Origin of the sequence: uncultured Microbacterium sp. (assembly GCF_947488465.1) — a bacterium.
Lineage (GTDB): Bacteria > Actinomycetota > Actinomycetes > Actinomycetales > Microbacteriaceae > Microbacterium.
On the sequence record NZ_CANKZA010000001.1, the window covers coordinates 514,841 to 531,361 of the forward strand.

Consider the following 16,521-nt stretch of genomic DNA (forward strand, 5'->3'; position numbering starts at 1 on the left):
TTGACGTAGATCAAGTTCGCGGGGCTCCTCCCCGAGCGCCGCTGGCCCGTCCGTTACGGTCGCGTCGGGTCGGCGTGGGATAAAGTGGTGTCATGCCCGAGGATGACTTGTGCGTCACCCGCGTCCCGATCTTCCAAGGCCTCACCCGTCAGGAACAGTTGCGTGTTGCGGACTTCGCCCGCCCGGTACTCGCCGAAAAGGGGGAGATCGTCTATGCGCCCGGACAGCCGGTCTCGCGCCTGCTGGTGATGCACAGTGGACAGCTCAAGGTCAGCCACGCGGCCGCCAATGGTCAGGAGCAGATCCTGCGAACGGTGACCGACGGTGACGTCGTGGGTGAACGTGCCTTCCTGACGGGCCACCGTCCGAACGATCTCGCCGTCGCGCTGGAAGAGAGCAGGATGTGCGTGTTCGACCATGCCGACCTTGCAGTCCTACTTCGTGACTACCCCGACATCAGTCAGCGGATGCTGCGGACGCTCTCCGACCGCCTCTCTTCCGTCGAGCGACTGCTGGCCGCCATCACCTCCAGCGATGTCAATGCCCGTGTCGCGGCCTACCTCCTGGACCTACCTGGCACCATGCGGGACGGAGCGGCCACGGTGAGACTTCCGATGGCGAAACAGGAAATCGCGGCGTACCTCGGCACGACGCCGGAGACCCTGAGTCGACGCCTTGCCGCGCTCTCTGCCGCCGGCCTTATCGAATTGCACGGGCGCCGGGAGGTCACGATTCTCGATATCGATGCGCTTGAACACGTAGCCACACCTCGATAGTCCGGTGCCGCTGCGGCGTGGCGGCCTCCTGGGCAGTATCCGGTGCAACTCGAACCCGCCCTTGACCTTCTTGCAGTGGCGTCACCTGTGTGGGCTGCTCCCTACGAGCTTCCCCCGGCACGGGCGCAAAGCGGGCGAAGAGGCCGACCTAAAGGCCGATATCTTGGTTTTGCGGTGGCAATGCCGCAACCAGGGGGTGGTCCCGGCCGGTGTTGCCGAGCTTGACGGCACCACCCGGTGAACCGAGTTCGTCGAAGAATTCGACATTGGCCTTGTAATACTCTGCCCATTGGTCCGGGACGTCGTCCTCGTAATAGATGGCCTCAACCGGGCATTCTTCGACGCAGGCCTTGTCCTTGACGTCCACACAGGGTTGGGCGATTACGTAGGTCATGGGTCACTCTCCATGGGGTTTGCTGGAAGGACGTGCTATTCCGGCGATGCACGTCTGACGTCCGATAGCGGCGTTCGCCATATGTCAGGGTCGGCCACGGCGAAACGGCGGCCGGTGATCAGGTCGGGGTGGATGCGAATGAACCGCTTCTTCTCACCGGCCTGCCACGGAAAGAGCGGAAGGTCCACGGTGTCCATCAGGTCGTGAACCTGGCTGATTGCGCCGGCGCGGCCCTTCGCCACGACACTCCATGCTTTGGAGGTGGGTGGGTCGTATCCGTCGACTTCCAGGGCGACCGGGGCGTCGGATAGCGCGCCGAAGACTTTCGTGCCCAGCTGCTCGTTGAGCACGTCGAGCATCTCCAGGAACGACATGTCCGGGGAAATGTCCTCGACTCCGTAGGAAACCATCCGTCCCTTGTCGTCGAGGTTCTGTTGGCGCCAAATACGCAAGGTGATGTTCATTTGTAGCTCCTTTGCTGCAACTCCACATACTCGAAGTTGAGTTCCTCTTTATGCAGGCACGGTGGAGCCCCGGCGCCGGTGAATTCCCATGCGGCGACATACGTGTACTCGTTGTCCTTGCGTTGAGCCTCGCCCTCCTCGGTTTGGCTTTCGGAACGGAAATGGGCACCGCAGGATTCGTCACGGTGCAGAGCGTCAATGCACATCAGTTCGGCGAGTTCGAAAAAATCGCCGACCCTGCCGGCGCGCTCCAGCGCCTGGTTCAGCTCTTCGCCGTGCCCGGTGACTTTCACGTCGTAGAACTGTTCCCTGAGCCCGCGGATCAGCGTGATGGCATGTTCAAGGCCTGGCGCGGTGCGCTCCATCCCGCAGAGGAGATCAAGGCTGCGCAGGGTCCGGAGATCGAGCTGATGGAGTCCTGGTTGGATGACTGGGGCACCCCGATGGCCGACATGGGCGACATGGATCACAGGGGCGACGGAATGATGTCCGACACCGACATGCAAGCCCTTGAGGAAGCCTCCGTCGTTGAGGCGTCGCGGTTGTTCCTCTCGCAGATGATCGTCCACCACGAGGGCGCGATCGAGATGGCGCAGCGCGAAGTCGATAACGGTCAGAACCCCGACGTGATCACGCTTGCGGAGGACATCATCGCGTCCCAGACCGCCGAGATCACCACGATGGAGGACATTCTCGCGACGCTCTGACCGTCAGGGGCGGCCGCACCCGACGGCCGACCCCTTTCCACACTCCGCTGACCCGCACCACCTCGAGCTGCTGCTGGGAGGCGGCTATTCTCGCGATCCGACGGTCGCCGTCAATGCCGCGTCGAGGTCCTTGATGAGGTCCTCCGGGTCTTCCAGCCCGATGGAGAAGCGGAGGTGCCCCCAGGTGCGGAACTCCTCTGGGTAGTACGCGACGCGCGGTCCGCCCGTGCCGACATGGACGATGAGCGACTCATCGTGACCGAGCGACACCGCGGAGGTGATGACCCGAAGGTTCGCGACGAACGTGTTCTGGGTCTCGGGGTCGCCTTTCACCGCGAACGCCATCATCGCGCCGAACCCGCGTCCCCCGAACTGGCGCAGCGCCACCTCGTGTTGCGGATGCGAGGGAAGGCCGGGGTATGAGACGAACGCGATGCGGGGGTCTTCGTCCAGGAAGCGTGCGATCAGCGCCGCGGATTCGAGATGGCGGGCCAGCCGGAGCGGCAGGGTGACGGAGCCGCGGGTGATCAGCCAAGCATTGAACGGAGAGATTACGCCGCCCACATCCACCATCGCGTCGGACTTGATGGGCTGGATCAAGTCCCGCGACCCGACCACGACGCCGCCCATGGCGTCACCGTGGCCGTTGATGTACTTCGTGAGCGAGTGCACCACCAGGTCGGCGCCGTCAGCCAGCGGCCGGTAGAGCGGAGGCGGCGTGAAGGTGGAATCCACCGACAGCAACGCGCCGGCCGCATGCGCGATCGCGCTGACGGCGGCAATGTCTGTCACCTTCGTCGTCGGGTTCGCGATCGCCTCGACGTGGATCAGTTTCGTGTTCCGCTGGACCGCCTTCTTCACCGCGGCGATGTCGCTCGTGTCGACGAACGTCGCTTCGATCCCATACTTTTCCGGCAGCAGTTCGGCGAACAGCCGCCACGTCGCCTCGTAAGTGACATCTCCCACCACCACGTGGTCGCCGGTTCTCAGGTACGTGAAGAAGATCGCGTGCAGTGCCGCGACTCCGGAGGCGAGCACGACAGCATCTTCGCCCCCCTCGAGGGCCGCGAGCTTCGTCTGCAGCGCGAGCTGATTGGCGCCCGTATTCCTCGTGTACAGCGGAACATCGGTCCCGGACCAGCTCACTGTCGACGGGTCATCCGGCAGCGCATAGGAGTTCGCCATCACGATCGGCCGGCGAATTGCACCCGAACCGGTGTCGACGTCGTTGCCTGCATGCACAGCCTGCGTCTGGAAACCGATCGTCAACGGGTCATGTTTGTCAGGGCGTTGGGGCATGCTCTCAGCCTAGAGCCGACGTGGGATCGTGCACGAAGACATGACATGATGACATCATCAAATCATTGATTCGTGTGCCACCGGAGTGCACGGCAGGAGTTGTGGATGCGAGGCGTTGTGGAAGGTCCGCTGGGTCGGGATCGCCCGCTGTACGAGGTCAAGGCCAATCTGTTCAAGGGGTTGGCGCATCCCGTGCGTGTCCGCATCTTGGAGATCCTGATCGCGTCCGATGAGGTCGCAGTGAGTGCTCTCATCGAAGATCTGACTATCGAGGCCTCGCACCTTTCGCAGCACCTTTCGGTTTTGCGTAAGCACCACTTGGTGGTTTCTGAGCGCAGGGGAAGTCAGGTGTTCTACCGTCCCGCCTTCCCCGAGGTCGCCGATCTGCTCCACGCGGCGCGCCGCTTGCTCGTCGACATCCTGACTCAGGCGCAGCAGCAGATGCACGACTCGCAAAACCTCCCGGCGCTCCCGGAACGATCGGTGGGTTCACGGTGACTGTGAGAGGCTATTTCGCCCCGCTTCTCCCCGGCGCTGCCGACTATCGCCGGCTAGCACGGACATGGCGCAGCGATCTGGTCGCCGGGATCACGGTGGGGATCGTCGCGCTTCCTCTGGCCCTCGCGTTCGGAGTGAGCTCCGGAGTGGGCGCTGAGGTCGGGCTGATCACCGCGATTATCGCCGGGATCGTAGCCGCCGTCTTCGGAGGCTCCAACGTGCAGGTCTCTGGCCCGACCGGGGCCATGGTCGTCATTCTTGGCCCGATCGTCGCCGTACAGGGACCCCAGGTCGTGCCTCTGCTCAGTCTGATGGCGGGCATCTTCGTTCTGATAGCGGGCGTTCTGAAGATCGGTCGCGTCGTCTCATACATTCCCTGGCCGGTGATCGAAGGGTTCACCCTCGGCATCGCCGTCATCATCTTCCTCCAGCAGGTCCCCGCCGCTTTCGGAGTCTCACCCGGCCCCAGCACGAACACCTTGGTCGCAGTCGTCGAGGCGCTTCCGACGGTGGCGTGGCCGATCGCCGCCACGGCGATCGCCACCACGGTCGCCGTGGCGGCGATCATGGTCTTCCTGCCCCGGCTGAATCGCCACATCCCTGCTTCCTTGATCGCGATCATCGTCGTGACGATTGTGGTGACGGTTGCGAACCTGCCCATTGATCGGATTGGCCAGTTGCCATCCGCGCTACCTGCTCCGACGTTCCCCGCCGTCACCCTTCCGCTGGTGGCCACCCTGGCCGGCCCGGCGCTCACGATTGCGGCTCTGGCTGCGATCGAGTCCCTCTTGTCCGCGCGTGTTGCCGCATCGATCTCGGACACCGGACCCTACGACGCGGACCGGGAACTCGTCGGGCAAGGGCTCGCATCCGTCGCATCAGGATTCTTCGGTGGCATGCCCGCCACCGGCGCAATCGCGCGTACCGCTGTGAACCTTCGCTCGGGTGCGCAAAGCAGGCTCGCTGCAATCATCCACTCGCTCGTGCTGATCGCCGTCGTCTACCTTGCGACATCGGCCGTATCGCTGATTCCGCTGGCCGCGCTCGCGGGAGTGCTCATGATCACCGCCATCCGGATGATCTCCCGCTCCACCGCGCGCAGCGTCATCACCGCCAGTAGATCCGACGCAGCCGTCTTTGTGGGCACTGCCGTGGTCACCGTGTCCTTCGACCTCATCATCGCCGTGGGCATCGGAATCGCTGCCGCGGCCTTCTTTGCCCTCCGCACCCTCGCCGCATCCGGCGGCGTTCACCGCGAGGAGATCAGGGAATCTCCCCAGCCGGGAGACGAGGAGATCGCGGTGTTCCGCCTCGACGGGGCGCTGTTCTTCGGGGCCGCCGACCGGATGGTCGAGGAAATCAACCTGATCAGCAGCGTCTCCGTCGTCATCCTCCGCCTCTCCCAACTGCAGGTCCTCGATGCCACCGGCGCCCGCGTCATCACCGAACTCGTCCAGTCCCTCGAACGGCGGAACATCACCGTTCTCATCAAAGGAATCCAGGAACGCCACCTCCACGTCGCGACCCGGGTAGGGGTGATCTCCGCGCTGCGACATCAGAATCATCTCTTCGTCGACCTCCCCGCCGCCATCGAGCACGCCCGCAGCCACGTTCGCCGCACCCGTGCGCAGCAATCCGGCGCACAAGGGCACCCAAGCTGAATGAGTGAGATGGAGATCTCATCAATCACCGAACCACCGGAAGGCTTCGTCGAGGTCTCTTCGGCGTGGGTGGCATGAATCACCTGGAGTCGCGATGCTGAAGGCGTGCAGTTGATGAGGACGATCAGGCGATACCCCGTGATCACGGCCTCGACGGCAGTCCTCACCACGGTGCTTGTCCTCGCGGCGATGGGCGCGACGTCGGCGCCTCGGTGGCTGGCAACCGGCTACGTCGGAGTGTTCATCGTGTGGACGCTCGTCGGAATGGTGCGGGATGTGCTCCGAGGGCATGTCGGGCTCGACATCCTCGCGGTGGTCGCGATGATCGCCACCCTCGCCGTGGGGGAGTACCTCGCCTCCTTGATCGTCGTTCTCATGCTCTCGGGCGGGGAAGCTCTTGAAGATTTCGCTGGTCGCCGGGCTCGACGTGATCTGACGGCGCTGCTGGATCGATCACCCAGGATTGCGCATGTCGTCCGTTCGGATTCCGCCGATTCCGACGAGGTGGAGGACCGAGCAGTGGACGATGTCGCGATCGGCGATGTCCTCCTCGTGCGGCCCTCGGAGATCGTGCCTGTTGACGGGCTCCTGCTCACTTCCAGCGGGACGTTCGATGAGTCCTCGCTCACCGGCGAAAGCATGCCGGTGAGTCGGGAAGCAGGAGGCGAGGTGCTGTCGGGGGCCATCAATGGAACACGCGCTGTGCGGATCCGAGCGACCCGCCTCAGCGCGGACAGCCAGTATCAGCAGATTGTGGCCCTCGTCCAGGGCGCCCAGGACTCCCGGGCTCCCGTCGTCCGGCTCGCTGACCGTTTCGCGATACCGTTCACCGCGATCGCCCTCGTCCTGGCCTGCACTGGCTGGGCGTTGTCGGGCGACCCGACCCGCTTCGCCGAGGTGCTCGTGCTCGCGACTCCCTGTCCGCTCCTCATCGCAGCGCCGGTCGCCTTCTTGGGCGGACTCTCGCGCGCGGCCAAGACCGGGGTGATCATGAAGAGCGGCGCGGTGATCGAGCAGCTGGCGGGCGTGCGCTCGGTCGCGTTCGACAAGACCGGAACGCTCACCGAGGGCAGACCAGATCTCGTCGAGGTCCGGCCTGCAGAGGGTTTCACCGCCGACGAGGTGCTGCTCCTCGCGGCATCCGCTGAACAGTATTCCTCCCACGTTCTCGCCGAGGGCATCAGGCGGGCCGCTCTGGACAGAGGGCTCCAACTCTTGGCGACGGACGACGCCAGCGAAGTCGCCACCAATGGCGTCGAGGCCGTCCTCAACGGACGCCGTGTCGTTGTCGGCAAACCGGCCTATATCGCTGCACTCGCGCCCGAAACACACCCGGCAATACTCGGCCCCGGCGAGGCCGCCGCGTACGTCGCGATCGACGGACGGTTCGCCGGCGTCCTCGTCCTTGCCGACGACCCCAGGGCCGAATCCTCCCGCGTCGTTGCATGGCTTCGCATGAATGGCGTCGAGCGGATCACGATGCTCACCGGGGACGCCCACCCCACGGCCACCTCGATCGCCCTCCAGGTGGGGATCGAGGAAGTGCACGCCGATTTGCTGCCACCGGAGAAGGTCTATCTCGCTGCACAGCTCCATCCGCGACCCGTGATGATGGTGGGAGACGGCGTCAACGATGCTCCCGTGCTGGCAGCTGCCGACATCGGGGTCGCGATGGGCGCGAAAGGCGCCACGGCCGCCGGAGACGCAGCAGATGTCGTCATTCTTGTCGACTCTCTCGCAAAGATCGTCGACGCAGTGTCGATCGGACGACACACGCTGCGCGTGGCGCTCACCGCAATTTGGATCGGCATCGGGCTGAGCATCGGGCTCATGATCGTTGCGATGACCGGGGCGATCCCCGCCGTCGCCGGTGCCCTTACCCAGGAGCTCGTCGACCTCGCGACTATCGTCTACGCGCTCCGCGCCCTGGGAGGTCCACCCAGCGGACTACCAGCGCCCGCGCCGCCCGGCGCTCAGGCGCACGTTGCTGCCTCACAGGGTGCGTGATCCCGGGCGGTAGCCGCGTACCTGCCCGCAGAGGGTTGTTTCCTCCAGCTTCCCCGGCGACATTCCTGAGTGAATGCTGTGCGCTGGGGTACAACGGCGGTAGCCTCGGCTCGAGTCCGCCGTCGGGCGGATCACCACTCGGGTTGGAGACACGATGAAGTTCTTCCAGCGACTCGGCAGATCGCTCATGCTGCCGGTGGCCGTTCTACCGGTGGCCGCCATCCTGTCCGGCATCTCGTACTGGATCAGCTCGGCGGCCGGGGGAGCCAACGTCGTCTCGGCGTTCCTCGGTGCCGCCGGTGGCGCGCTTCTGGACAACATGCCGCTGCTGTTCGCGGTCGGTGTGTCGCTCGGCATGGCCAACAAAACCGATGGCACGTCGGCCCTCGCCGGGCTGGTGTCGTGGCTCACCATCACGACGCTGTTGTCGCCCGCGACGATCCAGAACCTGACCGGCGCCGCAGACATCGCCGACGTCGACCCCGCGTTCGGGAAAGTCCAGAACGTCTTCGTCGGCATCATCGCGGGCCTCATCGGCGCGTGGTGCTACAACAAGTTCAAAGACACCAAACTCCCCGACGCGCTGTCGTTCTTCTCGGGCAAGCGGTCTGTCGCGATCGTCACCGCGGGACTTTCGCTCGTGGTCGCACTTGTCCTGATGTTCATCTGGCCGATCGTGTTCGGGGGTCTTGTCACCTTCGGCGAGTGGATCGCCACGATGGGGCCGTTCGGTGCGGGCCTCTACGGGTTCTTCAACCGCCTGCTGATCCCGACGGGCTTGCATCACGCGCTCAACTCGGTGTTCTGGTTCGACGTGGCGGGCATTAACGATCTGGTGAACTTCCTTGCGGGCGACTCGGGTGACGGCGTCTACGGTGTGACGGGTCAGTACATGGCCGGCTTCTTCCCGGTGATGATGTTCGGTCTTCCGGGCGCTGCTCTCGCGATCTACCTGACGGCCAACAGCACGCGCAAGAAGGTCACCTACGGCATCATGCTGTCGGCGGCATTCGCGTCGTTCTTCGTCGGGGTCACCGAGCCGCTCGAGTTCTCGTTCATGTTCGTCGCGCCGTGGCTGTACCTCATCCACGCGGTGTTCACTGGAATCTCCGTCGGGCTCGCCGCCCTCCTGCCGACCAGGCTCGGTTTCGGTTTCTCGGGTGGCTTCATCGACATGGTGCTGCAGTGGGCGAACCCGCTCGCGCAGAACCCCTGGATCCTGCTCCTCATGGGCGTCGGATGGTTCTTCATCTACTTCTTCACGTTCTATTTCGTGATCAAGCGCCTGAACCTGAAGACGCCCGGCCGCGAGGACGACGAAGACACGCAGGATGCCGACAACATCGAGACGAGCCTGACCGGCTATCACGGCACGGCGGAGAAGTTCATCGCCGGGCTCGGTGGCAAGGACAACATCATCGACGTCGACAACTGTGCGACCCGCCTGCGCATGGAGATCGCCGACCCGTCCAAGATCGACGAGCACGCCCTCAAGCGCGCCGGTGCGGCCGGGACGATGAAGGCCGGTGGCCAGTCCGTGCAGGTCATCTACGGGTTGAACGTCCAGTTCGTCAAGGACGCGATGGATGACATCCTCAACGACCGCACCGAACGGATCAACGCTTTCCGCGGCGCGGATGCCGGTCAGACCGGTGCCGTCGCCGGAGCGGTCGCTCCGGGACTCGCCGGCGCGGCGATCGCCGCGGGCGCTGCCGGGGAGCACCGGGACCGCTCCGCGCGCCGGCCGGCGCAACCGGCGGTGGTGCGGCTGGTGCAGCCGGTCGCCGGAGCCGTGCTGCCGCTGTCGGAGGTCCCGGACCCGATGTTCGCACAGGGGTCGATAGGCCCGGGCGTGGCCATCGACCCGACCGGTGAAACGATCTCCGCCCCTGCGGCCGGCGTTGTGGCATCGGTCTTCCCGACCGGTCATGCGGTGGGCTTGGCGCTGCACGACGGGACGGAGCTCCTCATCCATGTCGGCATCGACACCGTGACGATGAAGGGTGACGGATTCCGCACTCTCGTCGCGGCCGGTGACTCGGTCAACGTCGGCGACCCGCTCGTCCAGTTCGACCTCGCGAAGATCCGCGCGGCGGGCCTCTCGCCCATCACGCCGGTCATCATCCTGAACAATGACCAGGCCACGATCGAGCTGACCTGATCCGCGACTGAACACAACGGGCGTCGGAGCGATCCGGCGCCCGTTGTCGCGTCGGCGGAGCGGTCACGCGGCCGGTGCGACCAGTTCCGGACCGTTGTTGCGCACGTTGCCGACGGCAGGGTCGACGGGATACATCTGAAGCGTCTCGGCCAACAACGGCGCAGCGTCGATCGTCGCGTCGAGCAGATCTCCCACGTTCTCGGTCGTGGGATCCAGCCACACATCGGCGTGATCGGCGTCGATGAACAACGGCATCCGATCATGGATCGACCCGAGCGGGCCGACCGATGCGCGCGTCATGATCGTGAAACTCAGCATCCACCTCGTGGCGTCGTCGTCGGCTTTCGACGGATCTTTCCACCACTCGTACAGACCGGCGAACAGCAACGGCTCCTCGCCCTGCGGCCGGATGTAGTACGGAGTTTTGACCCCGGCATCCGTATGCCACTCGTAGTACCCGGATGCCGGTACCACCGCACGCCGCTTGATCAATGCCTGCCGGAACATCGGCTTGTCCTCGACCTCTTCCGAGCGGGCGTTGATGGCACGGACGCCGATCGACGGGTCTTTCGCCCATGCCGGCACGAGACCCCAGCGGGCAGCCTCGAGACGGCGCGTGGGCGGCTCGGTCTTGGCAGAGTCGAGCACGATCGCCACCGGATCGGTCGGCGCGACGTTGAAGGACGGGGGTGGAAGCTCATCCGCTGCCAGATCGACGCGGAGTACCCCGACCAGCTCGGAGGCCACATTGGCTACGACGAATCGACCACACATGCCGTCAGCCTACGGTGAGCCTCCGACACGGGCGCCTACTCCGCCGAGGTGACACCCACCTCGGTGAGACGCTCCAGAAGCGCCGCCCCGTCCTCACCCGTGACCCAGGGCACATTCGCTGCCGAATGATCGTTCACGGCCGTCCGCCCACCGGCGAGCACCGCTTCGGTGGGGGAGAGGCGTCGGATGCCGACGGCCGTCACATGGTCGGGGAACTCGCTCGTGAACGCGGTGTAGAGGTCATCGTCGTGCTGGCCGTCATCGCCGAGAAGAATCCACTTGATCTGGGGGAACTCCGTGCCGAGGCGTCGGAGGTTCTCCTGCTTGTGGTCGCGCCCGCTCCGGAACCAGCGGTCGTGCGTCGGACCCCAATCGGTGAGCAGAAGCGAGCCGGACGGAAACAGGTGACGGCGCATGAAGCGTTGGAGCGTCGGAGCCACATTCCATGCACCGGTCGAGAGATAGATGACCGGAGCACCCGCGTGATCACGCGTGAGACGCTCGAGAAGGACGGCCATGCCGGGCACGGGCTGTCGTGCGTGCTCGTCGACGACGAACGAGTTCCATGCCGCGACGAACGGACGGGGGAGCGCGGTGACCATGACGGTGTCGTCGATATCGCTGATCACCCCGAAGCGGACGTCGTCGGCCACGATGAACACGCGCGTTTCGACCGGGTCGGAGTGTTCGACCGCCATCGTGAAGGTCTGCCATCCGGGCTCCAAGCGGGCGGACAGAACCGTGTCGATGACGCCACCCCGGTCAGCGACGACCTCGTGGGTCACCCCTTCGATCGTGACCGTCACCTGCGCGTAGCCGACCGGAACGGCCGCGAAGCTCCGCCATCCCCGCACGCTGGCATATTCGCCGCGCTGGCGTGTCGGCGGCACGATGAGCACGCGTCCGAGCACGCGCACCCACTCCTGGCTGCCGTAACCGGGGTAGGCGGACACCGTCGGTCGCTGCCCGCGCGAACGGGCGCGACGCTCACGCCAGGCATGGAAGCGATACTCCAGGCGCGCGAACCACAGCACCTTCGTACGGGGGGTGCGGGAGGAAGCCATCGCTCTATTCTCCCATGCGGTCTTCCGCGGCCGACCCTTCCGGAGCGGCATCGGTCGTCATGTGCCGAGCTTCGCGGGCGACGATGACCTTCTTGAGGACGTACGCCAGTACCAGAAACAGCATGAGGACGCCGACGAAGATGTAGCCCGCGAAATGCAGCTGATCGGCGAGTTCGCGGTACGTCCCCGCGGCTGCTGCGGCGACGGACACATACGCGATCGCCCAGAGCGTGCACGCCGGCGCGGTCCACGCGAGAAACCGGCGGTAGGCGAATCCGCTCATGCCGACCGTGAGCGGCACGACCGAGTGCAGCACGGGCAGAAAACGGGAGAGGAAGATCGCCGGCCCGCCGCGCCGCCGGAGGTAGCGTTCGGCGCGACTCCAATTATGTTCGCCCATCCGCGCACCCAATCGTGAGAATCGCAGGCGCGGTCCGAGCCAGCGCCCCAGCCCGAAGCCGATGCTTTCGCCGATCAATGCGCCCAGGATCACCACGAGGATCAGGACCACCGCCTCGACGACCGAGCCCACCGCGGTTGCGGCGACGATCACCACGGTGTCGCCCGGAACGACGAGTCCGATCAGGACACTGGTCTCTAGCATGATCGCCACACCCGCAAGCACAGTCCGCACGATCGGATCGACGCTCTGCACGGCATCCAGCAGCCACGTGAGGAACTCGTTCACGGATTCAGACTATGCGTCTAGCCTGAACGTGTGCCGCCGCTTTCGACCCGCCGACTGGAGGCATGGGTCGACCCCGAGATCCTCTTCCTCGGGGGCCCTGCGCGTGCACCGCACGGGTTCTGGCTGGATGCCGGGCCCACGGCGCAGGTCGGCTGGAGCTGGCTCGGCCTCGGTGCACCGGAGGACCCCGATTTCGACGGGCTCGTGTGCGGCCCTTCGGAGGCGGATGTCGGTCCCTTCCCCGGTGGATGGGTCGGCTGGCTCGGCTACGACGGCGGTGCTGCGGCAGCGGGGGCGCCCGCTGCCGCCGAGGGCCCGTCCTCACTCTGGATGCGGGTCTCGCGATTCGTCGCGATCGACCACGCCGCGCAAGAAATCTGGTTGTGCGCCCCCGAGGGGGAGCTGTCAGCGTTCGCGAGTGACGTCGCGGGATGGTCCGCCGTCGGTCGCACGTCACCCGCGATGCCTTCTCCCACTCCCACCGAGGCGACCGCCCGCGTGAGCCCGGAACGCTACGCCGCGCTGATCGAGGAGTGTCGCGAAGCGATCCGCGCCGGCGACGCTTACCAACTGTGTCTCACGACGCGGTTCGAGGTCGCCGCAACCGGGACCGCGCTCGACCCGGTCACGAGCTATCTGCACCTGCGCCGCGCGCAGCCCGCCCATCACGGTGGATTCATCCGGAACGGCGCGTGGGCGCTCGCAAGCGCCAGCCCCGAGCAGTTCCTTCAGGTGGCGGGCGGCACGGTCCGGACGCGTCCCATCAAGGGCACGCGGCCTCGAGGTGCGGATCGTGCGACGGACCGCGCACTGGCGGCCGAACTTCTCGCGAGCGAGAAGGAGCGTGCCGAGAACGTCATGATCGTCGATCTCATGCGCAACGATCTGCAGCGGGTCTGCCTTCCCGGGACCGTCGTGACCGAACGTCTGCTCGAGATCGAGTCCTATCCGGCCGTGCACCAACTCGTCTCCACCGTCGCCGGACGGCTGCGGCCGGATACGACGATCGGCGACGTCGTGAAAGCCGCCTTCCCCGCCGGAAGCATGACCGGGGCACCGAAGCTGTCGGCCATGGCGATCCTGCACCGGCTCGAGCGCGGACCGCGCGGGGTCTACTCGGGGTGCTTCGGCTGGGTGGGCACGGACGGCAGCGCGGACCTCGCCATGGTGATCCGCTCGGTCGTCTTCCACCCGGGCGGTGCGTCCGTCGGCGCCGGTGGGGGAATCACCTGGCTCTCCGATCCCGTGGCCGAAGTCGCCGAGGTCGGGGTGAAAGCGCGCGCTCCACTGGCGGCGCTCGGTGCGTCCTTGCCACCCGGCTGGTGAGTCGGCGCCTCCGGCGGGTGCGACGGCGCGTCCGGTAACCTGGGAAGACGCGTGCATGCGCCCCCGACTTCCCGATTGGTGCTCCAGTGTCCACAACGTTTCCTCCTGCCGGCGAGTCTGCCGAGGGCAGCAGCTTCGACCCCTCCGCGATCCAGGCGAAGTGGCAGCGGCTCTGGAACGAGTCCGACCCGTTCCGCGCCGGCGGTGACGACGACACGCGTCCGCGTAAGTACGTCCTCGGCATGTTCCCGTACCCCTCGGGTGACCTGCACATGGGCCACGCCGAAAACTACGCCTACGTCGATGTCGTCGCGCGCTTTTGGCGGCACCGCGGATACAACGTCCTGAACCCGATCGGTTGGGACAGCTTCGGCCTCCCCGCAGAGAACGCCGCGATCAAGGGCGGCGCCGGCTCCGACCCCCGCGAGTGGACGTACCGGAACATCGACCAGCACAAGAAGAGCTTCCGCGAGTTCGGGTCCTCGTACGACTGGAGCCGGGTCCTGCACACGAGCGACCCGGAGTACTACCGCTGGAACCAGTGGCTGTTCCAGCGTCTCTACGAGCGTGATCTGGCCTATCGCAAGGAAAGCCCGGTCAACTGGTGCCCGAACGACCAGACCGTGCTCGCGAACGAGCAGGTCGTCGACGGTCACTGCGAACGCTGCGGAGCCGAGGTCGTCAAGAAGAAGCTGACGCAGTGGTACTTCAAGATCACCGATTACGCCGACCGGCTGCTCGACGACCTCAACCAGCTCGAGGGCTTCTGGCCGTCGAAGGTGATCCGGATGCAGCGCAACTGGATCGGCCGCTCCGTCGGGGCCGACATCGATTTCGAGATCGAGGGTCGCGCAGACAGGATCAGCGTGTTCTCCACGCGCCCGGACACGCTCCACGGCGCCACGTTCATGGTGGTTGCGCCCGAGTCCGATCTGGCTGCGGAGCTTGCCGCGGGATCCACACCGGAGGTGCAGGCGGCGTTCCAGGCGTATTTGGAGAGCGTCGGCAAGTCGACCGAAATCGAACGACAGGCCACCGACCGCCCGAAGACCGGTGTCTTCCTCGACCGTTTCGCGGTGAACCCGGTCAACGGTGAGCGGCTGCCGATCTGGGCTGCCGACTATGTGCTCGCCGACTACGGGCACGGCGCAGTGATGGCGGTGCCCGCGCACGATCAGCGTGACCTCGACTTCGCGCGTGCCTTCGATCTTCCGGTGAAGGTCGTCGTCGACACCACCGCACCGGTCACCGGTGCGATCCCGGTCATCGAGCTCGACGCCGACGGCGTGCCCATCGACCCCTTCGCCGACGAGCCCCACCTGGACGATCTTGACCCTGCGGTCACGGGTGTCGCGCTCACCGATGACGGCCGCCTGATCAACTCGGGTTCGCTCAACGGGCTCAGCAAGCGGCACGCGATCGCTCGCGCGATCGAGGAGCTGTCGGCGCAGGGCACGGGCCGCGCGGCGAAGTCCTATCGGCTCCGCGACTGGCTGATCTCGCGTCAGCGGTTCTGGGGCACGCCGATCCCGATGATCCACACGGCCGACGGCCGCACGGTGCCGGTGCCCGACGACCAGCTGCCGCTCGTTCTCCCCGACGCGCAGGGCCTCGACTTGGCACCCCAGGGCACGTCGCCGCTCGGCGGCGCGACCGACTGGATGCAGACCACCGATCCCGCGACCGGCGAGCCGGCGCTACGCGACCCCGACACGATGGACACGTTCGTCGACAGCTCGTGGTACTTCCTGCGCTTCCTCGCCCCGAATTCGACCACGGAAGCCTTTCCGGCGGCACAGGCCGCGCGCTGGGCGCCGGTGGACTCGTACATCGGCGGCGTCGAGCACGCCATCCTGCACCTGTTGTACGCGCGGTTCATCACGAAGGTCCTGTTCGACATGGGCCTGATCGACTTCACCGAACCGTTCTCCAGCCTGATCAACCAGGGCATGGTGCTGCTGGACGGGTCGAAGATGTCCAAGAGCAAGGGAAACCTCGTCGAGTTCGCCTCGAGCATGCTCGACCCGGGCGCGGATGCCGTCCGCACGGCGATCGCGTTCGCCGGTCCGGTCGAGGATGACATCAACTGGGAGGACGTCTCGACGACGGGAGCACAGAAGTTCTTGGCGCGCGCGTGGCGTGTGGCTAAGGATGTCTCCAGCGCGCCGGAGGTCGTCTGGGCCGAGGGCGACCCCGCGCTCCGCCGGGTGACCCACCGTCTCTGGGCCGACGCCCCGGGGCTGGTCGAGCAGACCAAGTTCAACGTCGTGATCGCCCGTCTCATGGAATTGGTGAACGCGACCCGCAAGGCGATCGACTCGGGTGCCGGTGCGGCCGACCCCGCGGTGCGCGAGGCTGCCGAGGCAACCGCGATGATCCTCGACCTGTTCGCTCCGCACATGGCGGAGGAGATGTGGGAGATCCTGGGCTACGAGCCGTTCGTCGGTCTCGTGCCGTGGCGGCAGGCCGATCCGATGCTCCTCGTGGAGGAATCGGTCACGGCCGTCGTGCAAGTCGACGGTAAGGTCCGCGGCACGCTGACGGTGTCTGCGCGCATTTCCTCCGCTGACCTGGAGGCCCTGGCGCGTGCCGATGAGAAGGTCGTGCGGTCGCTGGCCGGTCGTGAGATCGCCCGGGCGGTCGTGCGTGCGCCGAAGGTCGTCAGCTTCACGACGGCCTGAACTGCGCGGAGCTTCCTCCAC

The 16,521-nt window shown here is 66.0% G+C and carries 15 protein-coding genes; 8 read left to right on the forward strand and 7 right to left on the reverse strand.

Annotated features, from left to right (window positions below; translation table 11 throughout):
• Positions 1-92: 92 nt before the first annotated feature.
• Positions 93-776 carry a Crp/Fnr family transcriptional regulator gene (locus Q0653_RS02525; protein ID WP_298742482.1) on the forward strand — a complete coding sequence of 228 codons (684 nt, stop codon included), beginning with the start codon at positions 93-95 and terminating at the stop codon, positions 774-776.
• 148 nt (positions 777-924) lie between these two features.
• On the opposite strand, the gene Q0653_RS02530 is transcribed toward Q0653_RS02525, so the two are convergent.
• From Q0653_RS02530 to Q0653_RS02540, 3 genes are read right to left on the reverse strand one after another with little or no spacing between them, the layout of a single operon-like run.
• Positions 925-1,170 (reverse strand): ferredoxin, encoded by a 246-nt coding sequence (locus Q0653_RS02530; RefSeq protein ID WP_298942343.1) that lies wholly within the window; start codon positions 1,168-1,170, stop codon positions 925-927.
• A 35-nt stretch (positions 1,171-1,205) separates the two neighbouring features.
• Positions 1,206-1,634: a pyridoxamine 5'-phosphate oxidase family protein gene (locus Q0653_RS02535; RefSeq protein ID WP_298942344.1), complete on the reverse strand. Its 429-nt coding sequence runs from the start codon at positions 1,632-1,634 to the stop codon at positions 1,206-1,208.
• Positions 1,631-1,999: a hypothetical protein gene (locus Q0653_RS02540; protein WP_366521950.1), complete on the reverse strand. Its 369-nt coding sequence runs from the start codon at positions 1,997-1,999 to the stop codon at positions 1,631-1,633. The genes Q0653_RS02535 and Q0653_RS02540 overlap by 4 nt, the downstream gene beginning before the upstream one ends.
• On the opposite strand from Q0653_RS02540, the gene Q0653_RS02545 reads away from it, so the two are divergent.
• A complete protein-coding gene (locus Q0653_RS02545; RefSeq protein ID WP_315902478.1) occupies positions 1,970-2,341 on the forward strand; it encodes a DUF305 domain-containing protein in 372 nt (123 codons plus the stop codon). The two genes, Q0653_RS02540 and Q0653_RS02545, sit on opposite strands and share 30 nt — an antisense overlap.
• Before the next feature lie 84 nt (positions 2,342-2,425).
• Here Q0653_RS02545 and Q0653_RS02550 read toward each other — a convergent pair whose 3' ends face one another.
• Positions 2,426-3,640: an aminotransferase class I/II-fold pyridoxal phosphate-dependent enzyme gene (locus tag Q0653_RS02550; protein WP_261605488.1), complete on the reverse strand. Its 1,215-nt coding sequence runs from the start codon at positions 3,638-3,640 to the stop codon at positions 2,426-2,428.
• A 105-nt stretch (positions 3,641-3,745) separates the two neighbouring features.
• Here Q0653_RS02550 and Q0653_RS02555 point away from each other — a divergent pair, with 105 nt between their 5' ends.
• From Q0653_RS02555 to nagE, 4 genes are all read left to right on the forward strand, one after another.
• Entirely contained in the window at positions 3,746-4,138 is a 393-nt protein-coding gene (locus tag Q0653_RS02555; RefSeq protein ID WP_298942345.1) for a metalloregulator ArsR/SmtB family transcription factor, read from the forward strand.
• A 2-nt stretch (positions 4,139-4,140) separates the two neighbouring features.
• Positions 4,141-5,799: a SulP family inorganic anion transporter gene (locus tag Q0653_RS02560; protein WP_298943105.1), complete on the forward strand. Its 1,659-nt coding sequence runs from the start codon at positions 4,141-4,143 to the stop codon at positions 5,797-5,799.
• A gap of 114 nt (positions 5,800-5,913) precedes the next feature.
• Positions 5,914-7,806 carry a heavy metal translocating P-type ATPase gene (locus Q0653_RS02565; protein WP_298942346.1) on the forward strand — a complete coding sequence of 631 codons (1,893 nt, stop codon included), beginning with the start codon at positions 5,914-5,916 and terminating at the stop codon, positions 7,804-7,806.
• Between the two features lie 154 nt (positions 7,807-7,960).
• Positions 7,961-9,967 (forward strand): N-acetylglucosamine-specific PTS transporter subunit IIBC, encoded by a 2,007-nt coding sequence (gene nagE / locus Q0653_RS02570; protein ID WP_298942347.1) that lies wholly within the window; start codon positions 7,961-7,963, stop codon positions 9,965-9,967.
• Between the two features lie 63 nt (positions 9,968-10,030).
• Here nagE and Q0653_RS02575 read toward each other — a convergent pair whose 3' ends face one another.
• The 3 genes from Q0653_RS02575 to Q0653_RS02585 are packed head-to-tail and all read right to left on the reverse strand — an operon-like array spanning position 10,031 to position 12,493.
• Positions 10,031-10,741 (reverse strand): SOS response-associated peptidase, encoded by a 711-nt coding sequence (locus Q0653_RS02575; protein ID WP_261605484.1) that lies wholly within the window; start codon positions 10,739-10,741, stop codon positions 10,031-10,033.
• A gap of 35 nt (positions 10,742-10,776) precedes the next feature.
• Positions 10,777-11,805 (reverse strand): phosphatase domain-containing protein, encoded by a 1,029-nt coding sequence (locus tag Q0653_RS02580; protein WP_298942348.1) that lies wholly within the window; start codon positions 11,803-11,805, stop codon positions 10,777-10,779.
• Positions 11,806-11,809: 4 nt separating this feature from the next.
• A complete protein-coding gene (locus Q0653_RS02585; RefSeq protein ID WP_298942349.1) occupies positions 11,810-12,493 on the reverse strand; it encodes a DedA family protein in 684 nt (227 codons plus the stop codon).
• Between the two features lie 30 nt (positions 12,494-12,523).
• On the opposite strand from Q0653_RS02585, the gene pabB reads away from it, so the two are divergent.
• Entirely contained in the window at positions 12,524-13,819 is a 1,296-nt protein-coding gene (pabB, locus tag Q0653_RS02590; protein ID WP_298942351.1) for an aminodeoxychorismate synthase component I, read from the forward strand.
• Positions 13,820-13,905: 86 nt separating this feature from the next.
• A complete protein-coding gene (gene leuS, locus Q0653_RS02595) occupies positions 13,906-16,500 on the forward strand; it encodes a leucine--tRNA ligase (RefSeq protein WP_298942352.1) in 2,595 nt (864 codons plus the stop codon).
• The last annotated feature ends 21 nt before the right edge of the window (positions 16,501-16,521 follow it).